16 protein-coding genes and 2 pseudogenes are annotated in these 18,805 nt (G+C 43.5%); 4 read left to right on the forward strand and 14 right to left on the reverse strand.

Annotation, left to right across the window (positions count from 1 at the left end; genetic code table 11):
* A partial coding sequence (locus tag MRK00_00005; protein ID MDR4515779.1) for a hypothetical protein occupies positions 1-450 on the forward strand: 450 nt, incomplete at its 5' end.
* A 20-nt stretch (positions 451-470) separates the two neighbouring features.
* Entirely contained in the window at positions 471-827 is a 357-nt protein-coding gene (locus MRK00_00010; GenBank protein MDR4515780.1) for a hypothetical protein, read from the forward strand.
* A 210-nt stretch (positions 828-1,037) separates the two neighbouring features.
* On the opposite strand, the pseudogene MRK00_00015 reads toward MRK00_00010, so the two are convergent.
* From MRK00_00015 to MRK00_00070, 12 genes and pseudogenes are all read right to left on the reverse strand, one after another.
* Positions 1,038-1,145 (reverse strand): annotated as a pseudogene (locus MRK00_00015) (ATP-binding protein).
* A gap of 77 nt (positions 1,146-1,222) precedes the next feature.
* A complete protein-coding gene (locus MRK00_00020; protein MDR4515781.1) occupies positions 1,223-2,242 on the reverse strand; it encodes an arsenic resistance protein in 1,020 nt (339 codons plus the stop codon).
* Positions 2,243-2,340: 98 nt separating this feature from the next.
* Positions 2,341-3,493 (reverse strand): annotated as a pseudogene (locus MRK00_00025) (IS4 family transposase).
* Positions 3,494-4,105: 612 nt separating this feature from the next.
* The gene (locus MRK00_00030) at positions 4,106-5,170 is read right to left on the reverse strand and encodes a hypothetical protein (protein ID MDR4515782.1); all 1,065 of its coding nucleotides are present in this window, start codon (positions 5,168-5,170) and stop codon (positions 4,106-4,108) included.
* A gap of 228 nt (positions 5,171-5,398) precedes the next feature.
* Positions 5,399-6,193, reverse strand: coding sequence for a methyltransferase domain-containing protein (locus tag MRK00_00035; protein MDR4515783.1), 795 nt, complete (start codon positions 6,191-6,193; stop codon positions 5,399-5,401).
* A 107-nt stretch (positions 6,194-6,300) separates the two neighbouring features.
* Positions 6,301-6,816 carry a hypothetical protein gene (locus tag MRK00_00040; protein ID MDR4515784.1) on the reverse strand — a complete coding sequence of 172 codons (516 nt, stop codon included), beginning with the start codon at positions 6,814-6,816 and terminating at the stop codon, positions 6,301-6,303.
* Positions 6,817-7,031: 215 nt separating this feature from the next.
* Positions 7,032-7,598 carry a TetR/AcrR family transcriptional regulator gene (locus tag MRK00_00045; protein MDR4515785.1) on the reverse strand — a complete coding sequence of 189 codons (567 nt, stop codon included), beginning with the start codon at positions 7,596-7,598 and terminating at the stop codon, positions 7,032-7,034.
* Positions 7,599-7,702: 104 nt separating this feature from the next.
* Positions 7,703-8,887, reverse strand: coding sequence for an NAD(P)/FAD-dependent oxidoreductase (locus tag MRK00_00050; GenBank protein ID MDR4515786.1), 1,185 nt, complete (start codon positions 8,885-8,887; stop codon positions 7,703-7,705).
* Between the two features lie 92 nt (positions 8,888-8,979).
* Entirely contained in the window at positions 8,980-9,534 is a 555-nt protein-coding gene (locus MRK00_00055; protein MDR4515787.1) for an OsmC family protein, read from the reverse strand.
* Positions 9,535-9,998: 464 nt separating this feature from the next.
* A complete protein-coding gene (locus tag MRK00_00060) occupies positions 9,999-10,241 on the reverse strand; it encodes a zinc ribbon domain-containing protein (protein ID MDR4515788.1) in 243 nt (80 codons plus the stop codon).
* 102 nt (positions 10,242-10,343) lie between these two features.
* Positions 10,344-10,997 carry a carbonic anhydrase gene (locus tag MRK00_00065; GenBank protein ID MDR4515789.1) on the reverse strand — a complete coding sequence of 218 codons (654 nt, stop codon included), beginning with the start codon at positions 10,995-10,997 and terminating at the stop codon, positions 10,344-10,346.
* Between the two features lie 115 nt (positions 10,998-11,112).
* Positions 11,113-12,360, reverse strand: coding sequence for an IS256 family transposase (locus MRK00_00070; GenBank protein MDR4515790.1), 1,248 nt, complete (start codon positions 12,358-12,360; stop codon positions 11,113-11,115).
* 290 nt (positions 12,361-12,650) lie between these two features.
* On the opposite strand from MRK00_00070, the gene MRK00_00075 reads away from it, so the two are divergent.
* Positions 12,651-14,213: a sigma 54-interacting transcriptional regulator gene (locus tag MRK00_00075; protein ID MDR4515791.1), complete on the forward strand. Its 1,563-nt coding sequence runs from the start codon at positions 12,651-12,653 to the stop codon at positions 14,211-14,213.
* Positions 14,214-15,501: 1,288 nt separating this feature from the next.
* On the opposite strand, the gene MRK00_00080 is transcribed toward MRK00_00075, so the two are convergent.
* Both MRK00_00080 and MRK00_00085 read right to left on the reverse strand, forming a co-directional pair.
* Positions 15,502-15,702: a hypothetical protein gene (locus tag MRK00_00080; GenBank protein MDR4515792.1), complete on the reverse strand. Its 201-nt coding sequence runs from the start codon at positions 15,700-15,702 to the stop codon at positions 15,502-15,504.
* 564 nt (positions 15,703-16,266) lie between these two features.
* On the reverse strand, positions 16,267-17,142 hold the full coding sequence (locus tag MRK00_00085) for a LysR family transcriptional regulator (GenBank protein ID MDR4515793.1): 876 nt from the start codon (positions 17,140-17,142) through the stop codon (positions 16,267-16,269).
* 137 nt (positions 17,143-17,279) lie between these two features.
* Between MRK00_00085 and MRK00_00090 the strand changes: the two genes are divergently transcribed.
* Positions 17,280-18,206: a transporter gene (locus MRK00_00090; GenBank protein ID MDR4515794.1), complete on the forward strand. Its 927-nt coding sequence runs from the start codon at positions 17,280-17,282 to the stop codon at positions 18,204-18,206.
* Positions 18,207-18,805: the final 599 nt, after the last annotated feature.

Here is an 18,805-nt window from a genome sequence, read left to right on the forward strand (position 1 = left end):
GATACCGTATCACAGGCCATGAATTGTCCGGTTGTGGCAGCATTCGATTCAGGCAATCTCATATCGGTTGCAAAACTGTTGCGCGACAAGTATCCCAACAAACCCATTGTTATTGCCGGTGATGACGATCAGCACCTGGTGGCACTCAACGGTAAAAACATCGGGCGGGAAAAAGCGCTGGAAGCTGCACAATCAGTCAACGGCGTTGCCGTGTTTCCGGTCTTCGCACTCAATGAGCAATCATCGCAGAAACTCAGTGATTTTAACGATCTGGCCAACAAGAGCACACTGGGAGTAGAAGCCGTCAAACGACAGGTAGATGCTGGAATTGAGAAAGCGATTCCGAAACATACGATTCAAAAACACCAGTCTCAGCTTCAGCATGTAAAAACCCAAAACCAGCAACAAACCGAAACAAAAGCAAAAACCCAGAAACGGGCCTTGGTTTAATACTGACAGGAGGATTAATCATGCGTGCCAATCAACAAGCTATTCCGGTAAATCAAACCAGATCCAATACAGGTGATCCCTATGACAACATTGAAACTCGTCCCGATACCAGCGAAGCACAAAAAGAAACTGGCAAAAATGCCTATATCGAACTGCTCGAATCTCAAGCTCGATGGGCAGGTGGCGCGATACTGGGTTGTAATTTCCCGAAAGACTTCAAAGAACAAGGTGGAATCACGCTCTTAAACCGGCAAATCAAATCCGCCCATGAACTTGCCGTAATGGCGCAGATTCTTCGCGATCCGCGCTTTGAAACACTACGCATATTTTATACACGCAGAAACCGCATCATCCACCACACGGCCATCAGTTCATGATTGCCAGGAAGGTGTATCTGGAAAAAATTAACAGTGCAGATTATCATCTGGGCGATTGGGTTAATAATACCCGATTTAAAAGAATACAGGCCGATGGCTACTGCATAATCACTCCTCGGGGAACACCGTCGCATTCCGTAAGGATGAGCGATTTACATCTGTAAATTAGCATTAAAAACTGCCCATCTGATTTAATTGGTTTTTTATACATTATTTCCGATATTTAAAACGGTAGGAATCTTTACCAGTTTTCAAGATATCATGTTGATGTGTAATGCGAGCCAACAATGCAGTGGTTATTCGCGCATTACCAGAAACCTGCAATTTCAGGTTGGAAAATCAAGTAAAACTCCTCTAAATTGCCTGAAAATAGTGCAGATGACGGAGTTTCATTCTTAGTTACCTATGCCTGTCGAGCCACCTGTCTGAACCAGAGCCATCCGCGGAATCCATCGAACGTATATAGGCAGAAAACAAAGCTCGATGATCGTTTGCATCAAGATGACCGCTGGAAGTATCGGTACGCCGCCAGGTATAGCGAAGGCAAGTGGCAAGATGACGAGAGAGTTCCGATACGAAGAGGAAAATGACACGGCACACACGGACGTCGACTCAAGCCGAAATCCACGCGCAATCAAATACCCCATCACAGGAGCTACGATGGCAAAAGACAGATAGATTGGTACAGCGCGCAAAGCGGAGCTTTGTGCTAATCCGATCTGTGGCGTAACAGAAGCCAGGACAACAAAGAGCACAAGTGCGGTTGCAGGAACCGGGAGGATGTTGACATAATAGCAGAGCGCATGCCGTGGTCGAAAGAATGTTTGAATCACTCCAGCCAGAATCAGTGGTGCGACGATCAACCAACAGAAGGCATGAAGGAAAGGGTCGGGGTCGACGAGTTGCGATACATCACCACTCAATATCAATTGCAGGTAGACGGGCAACAATAATATCTGAAATACAAGGAGAATCGGCGTCATCGCCAAAAGTAGGCGTGCGTTCCCTCGACCGAGATGAGTAAATGTGATCACGTAGTCGATGCAAGGTGTTAGAAGGACGAACAGAACCGCTAAGTGAAGCATTGGATCGTTTGGAAGTAATTGCACCAATCCGGCAACAACCACAGGTATGGCGACGAAATTGGTCACGACTAGCGCTCCAATGAACCGCACGTTGCGCAACGCGACTCCAATCTCAGCGAGCGGTGTTTGCAGGAAGGTCGCAAATAGCATCACGGCCAAAGCGGGATTGATTGCTGTTTCGATAGATGCCGAGCCGGAAACTATTATACCTAGTAGTGCGCCACTCGCAATGGCCAGGAAATAAATCAAAACTTGGTGCTCTTCAAGTGAGGCTCTTACGTTTTTCATTCTGAGAAATACCTTATTATGGTAGAGATCGATAACACTCACACTACACTGTTCCGCAGATTGGGCGAGAAGTAGTCATAGATTTTAATAAGAGTGTGCGATTCTATCGGAACTCACTGCTGTCCCGTTAACTTTTGCTTTCAAAACAATGTTGGTTGATTATCTAGTGGGTAACGATCAATAGGAAGGTCGCCTCGCAGCAGTGCCATGAGATCGCGCTTTTCAAAAAGATTGAGCTGCAATAATCGTAGTATTTGTTGCATACTGATATGAATTTTTGACTGAAATTTGATAAACGCGATCAGTAAATAGACACATAATGCGATCCAGATTTGAGTCATAACTGCATTTTTGCTGGTTCCTACAAACGATTTGATTTTAAGGTTCTGTTTGATCCATTTGAAGAAAAGCTCCACCTGCCAGCTCGCCTTATAGACATCGGCAATGGTTTTGGCCGCCAGTTTGAAATGATTCGTCAGAAAAATATATTGCTTGCCGGTATCGATATCTCGATAGACGATGCGGCGTAATGGAATCGGACATTTTTTCACGGCATTATTAGCGGTAAACATTATCGTCTGATCGCTGATTATTCCTTTGTTTTTCTGTACAGCTTGGTACTCAATCACTTTATAGCAGGCATTTGATTTAAGGCGGGTAACAAAATATATGCCTTTGTTTGTCAACTGGTTAAACCAAGCGTAATCCATGTAGCCTCTATCCATTGCCATGATACTGCCAGTTGGAAATGCCAGTGTGCGTCCAACTTCAATATCAGTTGCTTTTCCATCCGTGTTTACGGCAAATTCAGGCAAATAACCGCTGTGATTGAGGCCGACATGCAATTTGATAGCCCCTTTCGTAGTTCGAAAATCAGTCCAAGGAAAAGCAGACAGGCACAGATCAATCGTAGAGGCATCCAACGAGTAAAGGGCGTTCTTGAAACAGAACTTGTGGCCAGGCGTCAGATGTTGACAATGGCGCAACAACTTTCCAAACAACGCTTCATGCAAGCTATAGGGCTTGTTTTCATTCATGCGCGCAAGGTTCGAGCGTGTTAGCTTTGCGCTGCCAAGATGATACAGACGGTGTGCCTGCGCATTCACGTTCCCTACGATATCACGCAAACTGATACGGCACAGATAACTGTGCCATCACCATGACTACAAACTGGGACCAACGGGTAGCGGTACGAAAAGATCGCCCCGCATGATGGTGGTTTGCCAAAGACTCAAATTCATGTCTCGAAACAAATTTTAGAATTTGGGAGAGGATTGTATTACAATGTGCCACGGCCTGATTCTCCAATCTTATTCAATAAGTTATCGTAAATCCTATTGTAACAATTTTGGCCGAATCGGGCCTCCTCATTTGTCAGTTAGCGGGACAGCAGTGATCAGAACTAGTAACTCTCGTTCTTGCAAGTCAAGTGTCAGATCAAGTCTAAACTAAAATACTTCATGATGTCCGATCACTTCTTTACATAGAAAACACATAGCTGTTAACACCAAGCGACTTTTTCGTATCTTAATTACCAAGCGATTCTGTCGTAATCGCTAATTACCAAGGGAAACTGTCGGTCTCTTTTTTACATGTTTGTTAGTGTTCTTTTTTTGAATACTGGAGGCATGTTGAGGATGATTGTGATGGATTCTAAAGCTCAACTCACCGTTGAAATAATTGCTAAAATTGTTGAAGGCAGAATAACAATTGCTAATGGTGCTAAATTACTCAGTAAGTGTCAACGCATAGCATATATTTGCCTATCCAAAATGAATGCATAAACATATGCATCGTGCCCAGTCGTAGCTAAAAAAGTCCCAAATCAGATTCAGCGTGAAACAAAAAAAGCCCCCAATCTGAAGGCTTTTGATGATATTTTAAACTCGGTATTGGATAACGATATCAGTCTACGGGCGTTACTGTCTTGCTGTTAAGTAGCAAATTTGGCGGTGGGCCGATCGGCTCAAAGTTTCTTAATAGCGGAACATCGTCCTTGTAAATCCAGCGAATATCCATATCGTAAGTACCGTACGGACCCCAACTGCCGGTAAATTTCTTGCCATCCGGAGTAAATGTCCAACACATATCCTCGCCACCTGTATTGATGGTGTCGCCAAGGTTTGTCGGTTCCTGCCATTCGCCATTTTCATCTTGATGCGAAATCCACATATCATGTCCGCCTCGGGAACCTAGATCAGTCCGCATACTGGTAATGACCAAACTCTTGCCATCCTTCGATAATCCGGTCCAGTGCATATGATCCCGTTGAGGGGAGTTGATTTTCGTGCCTAAACTTACGGGCTTTTGCCATACACCATCTTTTTTTTCAACTTTCCAGATATCGCTGTCCTCCGTTACACCCGGTTGATTATAATTAAAGTAAATCAAACTGTCGGAGACAATTATCGGACAATGCTCTTCCCCGGTCGACGTGTTGATGTTTGGTAGTTCCGGCACATCATTCCAGTTTTTAGCGGACTGCCAGATACCATCGACTTTCTGAACCACGTAGAGATCGCCTGACAGAATATTACCTGGTTCATATCGCGTGAAATAAATAACATTGCCGTCATCCGAAAAACTCGGTTCCAATTCCCAGGCAGAAGTATTGATGTTCGGTCCTACAGTCGGATCAATGCCCGGCCCCAGATGAATTGGTGGTTGCCAGGTATCGTTTTCATAGTGGGACATCCAGATATCAAAGTTATAAGGATTGCCGGGCGACTCGATACTGCCTTCCCGGGTAGATACAAAAATGGCTGTCTTACCGTCCGAACTGTAGGTGATTTCGAGTTCTGCGCCGGGCGAGTTAATCGGTTCTCCCATACTTTGTGTGACACGCGGCGCCTCTGTAACTGCTCCAGCGCTTGATCCGTGCATACCCGGCATTGCGTAAGAGACGTTATTGATCAGAATAGCTACTAGTGCAACAAAGCTTATTTCCAAAAAAATAAGTTTATCTTTCATATCAATTTTCCTTTTTTGATAAATACAGTTTACTTACCATTACTTCTGACGACGTTAATCATATTGCTTGATTTGCAATTGAAATTCGTGATGCATTGACTATTCTTACGATATTTAATGCAACAGTGCAGTTTCAAGCGCAGTTTAAAGTAGACACGAGTACATTATGGATTCATACCGTCATAACATATCGCCATAATCAAATTAATGTTCTCGAGAATATTTTTCCTATGTTTTTTCCGCTTCAAATAATATTGCTTGCATCGGATAGCGAGTAGGGTTTGATCCATATTTTTTTATTAAGGCTTCTGCAAATGTTTCGACTATCTTCTCAGGATCAGTGCCGCCACGCTCTCTTATTTCAAAGATGACAGGACTGAATATCAATCCACGCGCGAAGGCCAAAACGTCCGGAATTTCGTGTTCTCGTTGCTGAATGGAAATCACTATACGTTCAAAGCCTGAACGAATGAGCATCTCTTTGATAGGGTCGATTTCATGACAGGACACGGGATCAAACAGGAATTTGGGCGTGTCCGACGGAAAGAATTGTTTGAGAACTTCAAAACTTAAACTGGCAAATGGATTATAATGTTCCGAATCCCAGACATTAAACAGGTAGCGTCCCCCATGTCTTAACGTTCGATACGTTTCACGAAAAGCTGATGCTTTATCAAAGAACATCACCCCAAACTGACAGACGATTGCATCGAACATTTCATCTTTAAATGGTAGCTCAGTAGCGTCAGCGTTTTGAAATGTTACCTGCTCATGAGGATGGAATTTTTTCCGAGCAACATCCAACATGGATTCACTAATATCGATTGCAGTCAATTGTGTGTCCTGGGCGAGGACATTACGTAATTTACGAGTCACTATACCCGTACCAGCAGCAACTTCGAGTACATCTCGGAGTGCTCTTTCTGCGGTACGCCGTGCAATTTCATATCCATAGTGTTCGAACAAAACTGGACCAATATTTTGATCATAAGGAATTGCGACATCACCAACATAGCCAGCCATTGAATTCTCCAGTAAATTTTAATTACAAAGATAAAAACCAGATTTGATTATCTATCTGGGTTCAATTATCAATATCTAAATAGCGCGATATGTTATTACTAGAAAAATTAATCGAGTATTCGTCTGAGGTTATAGAAAAATGCCGCTACTGCGCCCAGCAAAAGCAAAGGCCAGAACTGAACGAAAGGCTCATACCATTTCGTGCCGACCGTAATCGGGATTTCCAGCATGAAATCAGTTCGGTGTTCGTCTACCCCTGTGAGACGTATGAAATATTCCCCTAGTTCATTGATGTGGATGTCCTGATAAATAATGCCGGATTGATAATTTTGGGCGGGAATCGACAGCAGTTCCTGCTCTGACACTCCATCGGTTTCCTTAAACAGGCTGAGTGCTACATGTTGTTCGCGCATAGATATGGGATGCAGCAGATCTATTGTAATACTAAGCAGGCCCGGACTTGGCACCTTGCCACACAGAACGGGAACGGACATCGCGCTCAGCGCATCAGTCGGTATCTCGTAATCATGGGGAATAAAATAAGCTGAATAGCCGATCAACAATGTATCGGATGCGATCGTACAGGTACCACCACGAAAACCCTTGGGATAAGTTTCTGACATATCCCCTTGGGAACTTACGTGAAACTGCATACCAATTACAACGATACTCATTAACATTACCATAATAATTAAGAGGCGTTGTCTATGTACCGAGAAATTCTGCCAGATTTTGGTCATTTTTACTCCCTTGAATTATTCCAAATAATCATAAGGTCGACATACCTTGTCAATCTTGTTTGCCTTCACTTCTGTATTTTTGCTATAAAAATACAGATTCATTTTGTATTGTTCAGAATATCCTCTGCAGCCATGCGGCCTATGCGCGCAATGTCGCTATTTCCGGTAACCATCGCCGTCACGATGGCGCCATCGATCAGCAGATTTAGCTTTTCCGTTACCGTCTGCGGATCCTCCACACCACATTCCGCAACCATTGTCTGAAATCTGGCGCTGATTTTCTCCCTATAGCTATTGGCAACTTCTTGTACCCAGCCATTGCTCTTTTCATGTTCAGCCACAGCATTGATAAATACACAACCATAGAAATCTTCACTGTCGAACCAGTCTCGCATCAAGTCGAACAGTGCCAGAATACGGTCGACCGAAGAACACTTCATTGCTGGAAGCTCAGAATCGAACCAGCGGAACCATATCTCTGCTTCCGCCTCAAATACGGCCTTTAGCAAATTTTCCTTCGAACCGTAGTGGGTATAGAGGCTACGCCGGGAAACTCCTGATTCTTCGATGATTTTGGCAATCCCCGTGGCATGAATGCCCATGCGGCAAAACAAACGGCGCGCCGTCAGCAGTATTTTTTCCTCTACAGAAATCTTTTCAGACACCATTTTTAAGCTAATCGAGCATAATAATATTGGTTTCCAAACTAATAGAACCATGAATTCTTAACCATTGAAGTAAGTGATTCACTTCAAATCCAATTGTCACCCTACTTCACTCCTAGTTGCCTCCTGATCTTTCTGGCAATTCTGCCAGCTTCGATACGAATTTCCCGCAATTGCCCACTAAGAGGGTTGATTTGACCTATAAAATAAAGGCGAGGCGCTTCTTTAAATTCCTGATCACCGGAAATTTTGGACCTGCCCCTCTCGTCAACAATTCCATGTATCTGAACAAGTTCACGGATTCCGGTATGAAAACCGGTTCCAGCAACAATCACATCTGGCTCCAGCGTCGTCATGGTATTATCATTGTTCCGTGCTGCTCTAACGGTGTTCAGAACATGTACTGTTCGCCCTGAAATTTTCTGTATCGATCCGACAATTTTGATCCGGCCAGCACGGATATCATCTGCGAAAGGCCCGTATAAAATCGGTACTACGTTATTTATAGCGTATTGCTTAGTAAGGGACATGACCGGATAGGGTAAGCCATACGGTGTCAAATCACCTACCATCCAGCGTTGCAGGAAATTCAACAAAGTGTCTACCAGTCTATCCGGTAAATATCTTAACCATATTCCTATCCCTACGATCGGAATACCACAAATACTTTTGGGTAGAAGGTATGGAGCTGTTCTAACAGACATTGTTACCGAACTTGCGTGTTCAGTCAGCCTACTGGCAATTTCAGCCGCGGAATTGCCGCTACCGATTACTAGCACACGCTTTCCTGCATAGTCCTGCGCCCGTTTGAATTTTGAAGAATGAATGATTTTTCCTGGAAAGGTTTCTTTCCCTATCCATTCGGGAATCACCGGAATGCGACAAGTGCCAATCGCCATAACAATTGCACGTGACTCAAATTGCCGATTATCATCGCTGGTGACCAGCCAGATATCATGGCTACGATCATAGTCGACTCTATCGATTTTAATTCCAGTCTGTACGGTAAAACCACCTCGGGCAGGAAAAGTTTCGAGTAGATGCACGACCTCTTCGCGCGTAGGCCATGCTCCGGCAGACCGCGGAAATTTACTGCCAGGTAATCCCGAAAAGAAACGGCCCGTGTTGAGGCGCAGACCATCATAATGATTGCGCCAGACATCACCTACAGCGGGAGTGCGTTCCAATACCAAGGGCGTTAGCCCCACTTTTGTCAATTCATATGCCGCCGATAATCCTGCCGGACCTGCACCGATTACTGTCACATCATAAGCATTGCTGATTTTCATTTTTTCCTTTCACATCTTCGATCAGGGGCACTAATTGATTTATATGTTCTGAAGGATTGCCCTAATTAATAATAGATTCCCTGTTATGAAGATTAAATCGCTGACTCCGAATGGTGATGAATTTCGACATGAACCGGAACCGGACGTAGGATGGTGTCTGGTATAGGGGCCGTTAGCTGTAGTTTCTTCAAAAGCGTGGTTACTTCTTCCTGTGGTGCATCAGTTTGTATCTCCACGACAATTTTTATTTCTTCAAATCCAGGATTACCAGACTCTATCGCATAAGCCGCTCGGAAATTCACCCGCCCTGAGACATGCAACCGGAGTGATTCCACATTGACTCGGGCAGCAGATAATCCGCCGATGTAAGTGGCAGTGAGACAATGGCCAACCGCGGTAAGTAGAAGATCCTGCGGTGTAACACCCATGCCCTCTCCACCGTAGCGGACCGGTTCATCGCCGATGATCATCTGACTGCCATTTACGCACGTGGTAGTGTGGTAACCGTTATCCCAAACAATTGTTGCCCGGCAGTAAGGTTTGGCAATGTCATTGCCTCCTCCCATTTTAATTTGATCGTATATGATTTGAGATTGCTCAAGATTAATTCCATTGACGATATTTTTGATATTTAAGTCAACCATCATCGGACCTCCTTGACAAACAAGTTAAAGAAATAAGCTCCTTGCATTCTTATCGAACATTTTGATCGTTCGATACTATTTCTGTTGTTCACTTTGAAATAAGTAGACCAATCATTCTCTTTTTTGAAGCATAGTATACTAGAAGTAGTGAATTGACAAGATTGGATTATTAAATTTTGATGATACTGGATCTGCGATATAAGAGGCTGGCAGTCAAGCCGATTCATGCTGCGTCACCGGTCCAACCAAAAGCTGTTGTGACTAATCTTCTCTCGTCTTAGGATGTTTTTTTGCTCATAGAATGACTTAATTTTTTTGATGGAAAGAGAGCCCATCCCAATGGGTAAATAAATAAAATTAATAATAAGAATGTGCGTTGCATTTTCCAATTCCAAACTGGTTGGGTAAGTGCCGCCTTCTTCAAGATCGGGACGATTGCATACAATGAAGGCCGATATCTAAAAATGTTAATGATGTCGACATTCGCACCCAGGTGCGTGTGCATGACTTGTCTGATCAGTTTTTGGTTGCAACGAGCGTACTGCCAGATCACGGCCACGGGTCATGTTGCCATGCATCGCAGGAGCAGAAAGAATCACTTTTTCTGCCGCGCTCCCACATGCCGGACAATACGGTTTGGGTGCATTGATCGAATGGCGCGCTTCAAATTTGCGTTTGCATTGTATACACAAGTAGTCATAAGTTGGCATTTGGCATCCTTATTTTTTACATTAATGAGATTTCTCAGAAACGTTAAAGTGTGACCACTTGTTATGCTAAGTGGTCACACTATTAAGTTTTTTGTCTTGAACTTAGCTCCAACGAGGTGGCTGTTGGCCTTTGACACCGAATTGCGCTGAAGTAACATCAGTCCTGGCCCGTTTATCGGCATCTCGCGTTGGGGCTCTCAACCGGCGTGTCTCAACTTCCCAGACCCAACCGCTAATGATTACATCCTTGGGAATGAGAGGATGATTTTTAAATGCTTCGATGGTTTTCATGCAGGTTTCATCCACGTCGTCCATCATTCCGATCCACTTGGCAAAAGCTCCCTTCTCCAGCTTCTGCTCTGGCAGCGTAGGATCCAATACGATATTATCCGGATCGATTCCTTTATCTCGGAAAACCTTTTCCAGATCAGTCGCATTTGCAGATAACATGCCGCATTGAGTATGCTGCACAATGACAATTTCCTTAGTGCCAAAAAAATTACAAGTTAGCATCGCAGAGCGAATTGCATCGTCGGTGACAATTCCTCCGGCATTACGGAAGCAGTGCGCATCGCCATGACCTGCTGGGGTATCGACATGGATACCGAGCGCTTCATCTATTGGTAAGCGTTCGTCCATGCACGCAAGCACCCACAACTTCCGGTTATTATGCCCGGCCGGCCCATGACGACGACGTTGTGCCCAGTGATCATATGCAGCTAAGCGTGTATCCAATTCTTCTTTGAGAGTTTTCAATTTTGAGTCTCCTCATTAATAGATTGCAATTTAAATCTTCCTAAAACGATCTAGTTTCACAGTAGAACCTAGAGGGATTTCTAAGGAGCTATAGTCAAATCTGGTGTATGGAGAATCAAGTGGCCTGCTGTTTTTGATCCCCATTTTGTTTAACGCCGTCAACGAATTTTGCACCTTTGATGACATCCGCTAACAATTTATAACCCCTCAGCCGGAACCATTTTTTCTGTGCTACTTCCATCAGTTTGAACGCCATCGTTAAAGTTGTCGTCCGACTTCCACAGTTTTTAGTTTTGGCTGTTCTCAGCCGAACCGTTGCAAAGACAGACTCGACCGGGTTGGTTGTTCTAATGTGTTGCCAGTTTTCTGCAGGGTAATCATAGAAGGCCAGCATGGAGTCTTTATCCTTTTCCAGGCACTGCATCGCTTTTGGATATTTCGGGCTGAAACACTCAATACAGTTATCAAATGCTGCATACGCTTTTTCCCGTGTTTCTGCCTGCCAGATATTGTGCAGTGCTTCCTTAACCTTGGGTTGCATGGCCTTGGGCAGTTTTTCCAGCACATTGGCAGTTTTATGTACCCAGCAACGCTGCTGATCGGTATCTGGCCAACATTTGGCAACAGCTTTCCAGAATCCCAGTGCACCGTCACCGACAGCCAGTCTGGGCGCTTTTTCAAGGCCACGCTGTTTCAGGTCCATTAATACTTCCGTCCAACTCGCTTCAGACTCACGATAACCATCAGACAATGCCAGCAATTCTTTACGCCCCGTTTCATCAGAGCCGATAATCACCAGAAGACATAACCGGTCATCCATTCTTACCGTGCTGTAGATGCCATCAGCCCAGACATAAACATACCGCTTGCCACTCAGGTCGCGGCGCGTCCAGTTTTGATAATCCTGTTCCCAGTTCTGCTTTAAACGACCAATCGTCGCAGACGACATTCCCGGCGCATCCGGCCCCAGCAGGTGTTTTAGCGTCTCAGTAAAATCTCCCGTAGAAACACCCCTCAGATATAACCAGGGTAAGAATTCTTCAATGTTTTTAGTACGCTTCAAATAGGGAGGTATCAGACTGCTGTTAAATTTGATGCCGGTGCCGGAACGGTCTCGTACTTTCGGTACCTTGATTTCAATATCTCCAAGCCCCGTTTGAATGGTACGTTCAGGCAGATAGCCATTTCTGACAACCGCCTTTTGGCCCTCATCGGTTTTTATACCGCCATATCTCTCAACAAAACTTGCCACCTCTGATTCTATCGCCGCCGCCAACATTTTACGTGCGCCTTCCCGGAGTACTTCATGTAACGGATCATTTTGTTCTGGTTTATTCAGCTTAAAAACATTATTATCTGTCATGCGGTGTTTTCCTCTTTTTATTGGTTGATCTGCCGAGATCTATACCAACAGGTTACACCGCTTTCTCCTCCCTTGTCATACACCAGAAATAATCATAGCTCATTTCTAAGAGTATTTAACCCATGCATCTAGTTATTTTCAGATGCTATAAAATTACATGCAAATAACGTGCCACTGAGCTAAAAATAATATTTATTCTTAATTACAATAAGTTAGATTTTATTTGTTGCTCTATTAGTGAACTTATGCTTCAATTAGTGAAGATGAACTTCACGCATGATCCATAATCTATGAACAACAATCCTCTTTCTGAGTTAACGCCGATATTTTTTTTGCAAACTTTCATTCTTGAACTGATACATGCCAGCGAACAACAGGGACAAAAGCATTGTGAACAGTTGATTGAGCATATAGCCCAAACGGTAGGATGCTTTTTTGAAGAAACTTATCGAGAAAATACTCATAAAAGTGAACAGTTCGATAATGAGAGCTATACCGAACTGATACTTGGTATCAAAAACAATATCGGTGGGAAATTCTCACTAGTCTCCAGTGATCAGGACTGTATTACAGTTACCAACTCTCGCTGTCCTTTTGGCGAACAAGTCACCAAGTTTCCTGAATTATGCAGGATGACTTCCAGCGTATTTGGAGGCATCGCAGCCAGAAACTTTGGTTATGCCAAAGTTGATATCAAAAAAAGTATTGCTCGCCAGGATGGCAGATGTGATGTATGTATTTACACCAATCCACAGGCAGCAAAAGGGCATGCTGGCATGGAATATACTGATACAACACCAGTCAAGGAAATTAACGATGCAAATGAATTACAGTGCCGAATTGAAACTAGTATGCAAAGGCTTTGGCAGAAACAAAATAGGCTAATATCAGAAAAACATCAGCCTCCTGCAATTATCGCAAAATCACCAATGATGCAGGAAATACTGCAATCAATCGAGGTTATTGCCCCTACCTTGGCAACGGTTCTGATTCAAGGCCAAACAGGTGTAGGTAAAGAGCTGATAGCACGTGCCATTCATGCGATGAGCAATCGTTCCCATAAACCATTCATCGCCATTAATTGCGGCGCAATTCCAGAAAGCCTGATTGAAAGTACCTTGTTTGGACATGAAAAAGGCGCTTTCACAGGAGCCATAGAAGTACACCAAGGCTATTTTGAACGATCTGAAGGCGGTACTTTGTTTTTGGATGAAGTCGATTCGCTGTCGCCAGCAGCACAAACCAGATTGCTTCGTGTGATCCAGGAAGCAGAGTTGGAGAGGGTTGGCGGCAAGCAAACTTTGGCGGTTGATGTGAGAATCATCTCAGCAACAAATCAGAATTTGGAAAGTCTTGTTAAGCAGGATATGTTCCGCAATGACCTATACTATCGCATCAATGTAGTGCGTTTAAGTATTCCTCCTTTGGTCGAGCGATCAGAAGACTTGCCTTATCTTGTGCAATTGATCATTCAGCGATTGAACAAGCGATATAACAAACAGGTTAAATCAGTAAGCCGTGAAGTTATGCAGAAAATCCGCGCCTATCATTGGCCAGGCAATGTCCGTGAGTTGGAAAACATTCTAGAGCGTAGCATCTTGTTTGTTAGTGGAAAAGAAATGACTGAACTGGATATAGAGCTTCGAACTGAAACAAAAAGCATTGGTGAATGGAAAGACGAAAAAGAACATGCTCTTACTAAAATTGAAAAATCATTTCTAGAATCAGCTCTGAAGCAACATCACGGAAATATAAAAAGAGTTTCCGAAAATATGGGAATTTCATCACGTGCAATTTACACCAAACTAAAAAAACATAATATTAACTTGGCAGATTTTCGTCCTCTTGATTGAGAACCATTACTCACATTTGTATCCCGTCAACACAAACTGGGCAAAATAGTTTGGTTGTCCTGACTGACACGGCCTGACTTAGATTATCAAAAGACGAATCGGTAAAAGCGCTGCCTCAATTTGATGTGGATTAAGATCAATACACGCGCCAAACAATACGTGCCCAGATCGATCAACTCCCGCTACTACCAATTCGGCTTAACTCATGCACGTAGTAGTTGGCATAGTAATCCATGATCATATTTTCGGTCTCTTTGGTCTTTTGCATGGGATTCTGATTTATATCTGTCATTCATTACTGAATCTGCGGTATGTTTGTTAATTTGTTTCATAAGTTAATTTTAGATAAGCAGTGATCCTTTCAAGGTCAATCTGAATCGCTCCGGGTTTGCAGGAGATTCTATTTCTTGGGAGGATAGAGTAATGAGAAACAAGTGAGGTATTCGCCGGAGATTCTGGAATGGGCTTAATCTGACAGTTTGTAGTTATCGTACAGTATCGACTTGTTTAATTTAACTGTCCGATACCTCTCAAGCATCTGAATGTTCATCTCTTTAATCGATAGTATTCGCGCCGTGATATGGAAGCTATTTGGCTCTACAAATTAGAAGAGTGGGGGTTGAAACAGGCTAATCGTAAAATCGACGAGTTGTCGGTTACTTGCATTAAACTGAACCCCTCGACTTTAAGTCGAGGGGTTCATGGTTTTAATCAATTACTTTATAAAATCAAAACTATGCTCTTAAATCTATGGTCATGTCGACTCGAAGCCGACTGAATACAGTTTTTGGATAATGATTTAGCGTATGTTCTTCGGACATACCACTTAACTTTGTTTCGTCTAACGAGGGGTTTCAACCATCACCAAAAGAGACACTGAAAAAACAGCTTGCCACGATAATTGTTAATCAACAGGTTTCAGTTTTAGAGTCAGCTCAAATAAAAAAGTTGGTTAAGAAATTGATTGTGCCAAATTTGTACCAGAGTAAATATTAAAAAATTGAAAACAGGATTTTTAATCGGTGGACTTAAATGTATCGCTGCGGCCTCGTGGTGTGCCCAGTTGAAAACCGCTAAAAGTCAATTTTACGTCTTTGGTGTCGAGTCGTTCTTCCGATTCTGTTCAATCCCGGATTTTATATGCTGTTCAAGCATAAGCCATCTTTTTCAATCAAATCATACTCCGCATTTCAAAGCTTCCAGGGTTTCTCCAAAATCAGATTGCAGTGAAGTTTTGCTCCATTTGTCACTTTTATAAAATTAATGATAAGAGAATGACACAAAATTTCTAATAATTCCAGATGCCATCATCACCTTCTTTCAGGCACGATCCATTAGCATCCAATCCGTAGGGACACTCTATTTTTTCACCAGCAATTTTTTTTTCATAATTTTCCCTTTCTCTTTCATTAATCGTCACCGAAGGGCGACCACACGCGGTTATCAGCATAACCGACAGAGCAATAGTAATCGCATTAACACGAATCATAAAATAACTCCCTATAAGTTTCATAATTACCTTACCGTGGGTATAATTGAATTCTCATGAAGAGATATGCCTTCATAGAAATATTTGCATATGGTGTCTGCCCGAAAATCAATTATCTGATTGTTCAAGGGGCGGACGGGGGGATACAACGAACGAGGTCTCACGCAAGTATTGAATCTCCTGCAAAAAGGGCGCCTGATCAGCGATACATGTGTATGTTCAGTTCAATTGTGTGCCAGTTGGATAAATAGCAGGCTCCGACAAGGCGAACATAAAGTCGAACAACTTGATATTCACACTTCCTTTGTTTTTCTTCACGATAATTTCCACAAAATTTTCAGAGTGGAATTATCTACTGCTTCCTATATAGAATAAATACCGTTTTCTAGATAACATTGATCCATTAATGGAGCAATCCCCATGTGGGATTTTTGCATGTTGATTGACAGAATTCAGAATACTCACATATTTCAAGAATGCTCCGCCTTTTCGTCCAATTTTGCCTTGCACTGTACCCATTGATTGAATCTAGAACAGGCTCTAAGAGGAAATTTCGGCATTCTGTTACACCTTGCCCAGGCGCTCCCGTAAGAACTTAATGAAGTGCTGTGTTTTTGCAGGCAGTAACCGGGTTTCCGTAACGGCATAAACGGATACCGGAGTTCCATGCCATTGGGGGAGTACGCGTTGCAATCGTCCATTGGCGAGATCGTCAGCGACAATTTTTTCCAGCATCATGATGATGCCCATATCAAGAGTTGCCAAGCGGCAAATCATACCGATACTGTTGAGCTTGAAACGACTATTAATAGAAATTTTGGTAGTGTTCACTCCATCGTGAAGTGTCCACGTATTGGCTTTCATGATGCTCAGACACTCATGATGCGCCAGATCGGCTGGCTTGACAGGATCTCCAGAGCGGTCAAGATAACGAGGTGAAGCGTAAAGATACGCAGGAAGCGCCGCTAGTGGGCGCGCGATCAATTGCGAATTTTCTGGCTCTCCCATGCGGATTGCAACATCGAAAGGCTCACTTACTAGATCGACCCACCGTGACGTAAGATCGAAGTCAAAGACGATACTCGGATAGAGTTTTGCAAATTCGGTGATCAAAGGTGCCATGTAGGTCACCGCAAAGTCTACAGGCAGCGAAGCGCGTAGCACGCCGCTGGGCTGTGCGAGCATTTCACCAAGTTGTTCATGCGCGAGTTTGGCTTCATTGACTATACGCTTACAACGCTCATAGTAAATCTGGCCAGCCTCGGTTAACTCAATCTTGCGTGTTGTACGGTGCAAAAGGCGCAACCCAATTGCCTTTTCCAGCATACTGATTCGCCGCGACAGGGTTGAATTCGGCATTCCGATAATATCTGCAGCACCGCGAAAGCTCTTGGCCTTAACAACTTCCACAAACAGGGCCATGTCATTCAGAAATTCCATAGTTAATGCTCCATTGATGGAGCAATGTTATCCGAAAGGGAGTATTTATTCTACATAGGAAGCAGTAGATAATTCCACTCTGAAATTTATGTGAAAATCATCATGAAGAAAAACAAGGGAAGCATCAAAAAGGAAACATGGGGATCAAGCTATTAGGTCTTGCCTTGATTCTATTGAGTTTAGCTGTTAGAGATACAGTAGCCAAGGAAGGTGCTGACCAGTATCCGAACGGTGCCGAGAACTGGCTAGCGGGTGCGGCGCCACCTGTGGGTAACTACTTCCTTAACTATTCCGGTCACTACAGCGGTTCCTTGCGTAATGGCGACGGCAATAAGGTATCAGAAGCAACACTCAGTGCTTGGTTCAATGCATTTCGCTTTATTCGCATCACCGATACGCGTATTCTGGGGGGTAATTACGGTGCGCATATTGTCATACCAATAGTGCATCAAAGTATGAATTGCGGAGACTGTACCTCAGTTGCTGGACTAGGTGATATAACTATCAGTCCGGTCGGTTTCTCCTGGCATTTGAGTAACTGGCACTGGGTGGCAGCATTGGATATTCGCATACCTACCGGCAAGTATAAAGCCGGTAGTCCGCAGAAGAGCATCGGCACCAACTACTGGAGTATCGAACCACTCTTTGCAGTAACCTGGCTCTCCGAAAATGGGTGGGAGATATCTAGTAAGTTTATGTATAACATCAAGAGTACGAATAAGGAATTTCGTACGGCCATCGGCGAACCGGAAATGGACTACGCATCCGGTGACGAACTCCATATTGATTTTCTTGCCGGAAAGCGTTTTGGTTTGTGGGGCATTGGGCTTTCGGGCTACTACCTAAAACAGACAACCAACGACAAACTCGGTGGACAGATAATTTCGCCAGCACTCGGTTCTTGGTCCTCGGGGCGCAAAGGTGAAGTGCTTGCGATCGGCCCCAGTGTGATCTACAACAGTCCGACCGGAACGATATTAATTGCACAGTGGCAAAATGAAATGTACGCAACGAATCGTTTCCAGGGTTACATGGCTTGGCTGAGGTTGAACATCCCCTTCTGATGCTTGGTCACTTGCTCTCGCCAAGCCAGTCTCAAGCGGTCCGTTATCATTCGCACTATTAGCGCGTATTTAATCCTACGCATCAATAAACAAAATTTTATTTTTTATGTTCTTCTTGATTGAAAGTAATGAAATTACGTGATGCTACATGCTAGGTCCTAGTTTCTTGCGTCTATTGTTTAAATGCTGGCGTTTTACCAGAATCAGGACAGCCAATGAACTCATAAGCGGGCAAGTTGTGGAAATTCTCAAAAGAAAAACCATCTTGCTCATCCTGATTTTCTGATTTCTGTGCCCAAGTATGCTGAACTAGAAATAGCTGTGAATTGATCAAATTAATATTCCATCATATCATTATGGTTAACGGCACATTTTATCTCATTGAATCAAAACAGAGGAGGTGCAAATAGAACGGCAATATCAATCGAAATATCTCCCTGGAAGGGCCGCAAGGATGAAACTAGATGAGACTATCATATTCAAACATATTTCACTTTACTGGAAATTTTTGTAGGCACTTTTTCGAGGTTGATCAATCGACATCAAATTCGTTAGTGCAACATTATGCAGTAATTAGCGGTGAAAATCTACGTCTCGTG

This window comes from Nitrosomonas sp. (assembly GCA_031316255.1).
In the GTDB taxonomy this organism is placed as follows: Bacteria; Pseudomonadota; Gammaproteobacteria; order Burkholderiales; family Nitrosomonadaceae; genus Nitrosomonas.